General features: G+C 70.5%; 2 protein-coding genes. One reads left to right on the top strand and one right to left on the bottom strand.

The features are described 5' to 3' along the window. On the top strand, nt 1-1,263 hold a 1,263-nt coding region (locus tag VGI12_08690; GenBank protein HEY2432740.1), incomplete at its 5' end, for a hypothetical protein. Nucleotides 1,264-1,265: 2 nt separating this feature from the next. Here the strand turns inward: VGI12_08690 and VGI12_08685 are convergent. Beyond that, nucleotides 1,266-2,300 (bottom strand): hypothetical protein (locus VGI12_08685; GenBank protein ID HEY2432739.1); only part of this gene is annotated, 1,035 nt, incomplete at its 5' end.

Raw genomic sequence — 2,300 nt, 5'->3', positions numbered from 1 at the left:
CCGGCGACCGGCGGTCGTTCGATCGCGACCGTCTGGGACGAGACGGCCGTCGACGCGCTCCGGTCGGGCGGCGCGAGCGAGCCGGTTCAGGCGCGCGACCTCTTCGATGTCTCCTCCGCGATGTGGGACGCCTGGAAGGCGCGCGCCGGGGACAGCGCCTCCGGCCGCGACGCGGCAATCAGCTACGCCGCCTACCGGGTGCTTGTCTGGGACGCCTCCTTCGACTCGAACCTGAGCCGGACGTTCGCTCTCCTGACGAGAGAGCTGCGCGCGCTCTGCTACTCGCCCGACTTCAGCATCAGGGCAGGGAACTCACCGGCGACGGTCGGAAACCGGATCGCCGCGGCCGCGATCGCGGCCGGTCGGCACGACGGCTCGAACGAGTCGCTGCACTACGCCGACCCGACGTTCACCTCGCAGAACCAGCCCCTGATCGTCCACGCAGCCGGTTCCACCGTGGAGAACGCGGCTTTCTGGCAGCCGCTGGCGCTCGGGGCGATCCAGCCGCACAGCCTGGCGGCGGTGCCGGCGGACGTCCAGAGCTTCGCCGGCGCGGAATGGGGCCACGTACGCAGCTTCGCGCTTCCCCGTTCACGCCGGGGCCCTCCCATCGACCCGGGTGCGTCGCCGCTGCAGGATCCGTCGAGCGCCGCGTACAAGCGGGCGGCGGTGGCCGTCCTGCGCGAGACCTCGGCCGACGGAGCCGCGCCGCGGGCGTGGTCGCCGCTGACGTGGAACTCGCTCGCCGCACACGGTGCGACCGGCGACCTCGCCAAGGACATCCGGCTCTACCTCGGCGTCGACGGCGCGCTCAACGACGCCGCGGTCGCCGCCTGGGGAGCGAAGCGCCTCTACCAGCCGCCGCGACCGATCTCGATGATCCGCTATCTCGCGTTCCAGGGCCAGTCGAGCGATCGCAAGCAGCCGCACTACAGCGCGGACGGCCTGCCGCTCGTCCCGGGCCTGGTCGAGCTCCGCGACGGCAAGGTCGACGTGCTCTCGCGGGGACGCTGGGTCGACGGCGCCGCGTGGTCACCGCCCGTCGCCACGCCGCCGTCCCCCGGAGGCGTCGCCGAGGGAACCGCCTTCGCCTATGCGGCGGGCAGGGTGCTGGCCGCGCTCACCGGTCGCTCGTACGCACACCAGATGCGGCAGTCAGCGGATCCGGTTGCCGACGGGATCGACGTCCCGTCGGACGTGACGGCAGGCCGCAGCCTCGGCAAGCAGGTCGCGGCGCTGGTTCTGCGCAAGCTCCGCGGCTAGCGCTAGCGGCCGGAGCGCGCCTGCAGCCGGACCGCGACCGTGTCGAGCGTCACCGCTCCGAGCAGCACGAGCCCGGTCACGATGTAGATCCAGCCGTTCGAGATGCTCAGCGTGTTGAGGCCGTTCTGCAGCGTCCCGATCAGGATGGCGCCGAGGAGGGCACCGCGCACCTCGCCGCGGCCGCCGAAGAGGCTGACGCCGCCGATCACCGCGGCGGCGATCGCGTTCAGGAGCAGGTTGCCCGGCGGGAACGTGAGCGCCACCGAGTTGACCTGGGCGGCGAAGATGATCCCGCCGATCGCTGCCATCGCGCCCGACAGCGCGAACACAATCACCCGGACCCGCGGCACGTTGATGCCGGCGCGCCGCGCCGCCTCGGCGCTGCCGCCGACCGCGTACACGTGCCGGCCGAAGGTCGTCCACTTGGCGAGAAACGTCAGCAGCACGAAGAAGAAGACCATGATCACGCCGGCGAGCGGCAGACCCAGAGGCGTCGAGATGATCTTGCCGTGGTTGCAAATCGCAACGGTCCCGAAAGCCGCGATCCCGATGCCGATCGTCTTTAGGATGGCCGAGGTCCAGCTCTGCTGGGCGATCTGCGTGCCACGAGCGACGATCTTCTTGTAGAGGATGCTGAGCGGATACAGGGCGGTGAAGATCGCCGCGATCACCCAGCCGGCCGCCGGCGAGAAGACGTAGAGGTCGGTGTAGTTGATCCAGCGGTCCTGGATGATGATCGTGCCGCGCTGTTCGAGCGTGTTCAGGATCACGCCCTGCCAGATCAGGAAGCCCGCGAGCGTGACGACGAACGAGGGAACGCCGACGAACGCCACGATCGAGCCCTGGACACCGCCGATCGCGGCGCAGACCGCCACGGCGGCCAGCATCGCGAGGATGCCGTTCGTCTGCCAGCTGCTGCCGGGGAGCTGGAGCTCGGCTACCACCAGCGCGCCGATGCCCGCGAGGTAGCCGACCGAGAGGTCGATCTCACCGAGTAGGAGCACGAAGACGATGCCGTACGCGAGCATGCAGGTACC

The sequence above is a fragment of the Vicinamibacterales bacterium genome, assembly GCA_036496585.1.
Classification (GTDB): domain Bacteria; phylum Acidobacteriota; class Vicinamibacteria; order Vicinamibacterales; family 2-12-FULL-66-21; genus JAICSD01.
The sequence above is the reverse complement of the archived record's forward strand: the minus strand, read 5'-3'. Positions and strand labels throughout refer to the sequence as shown.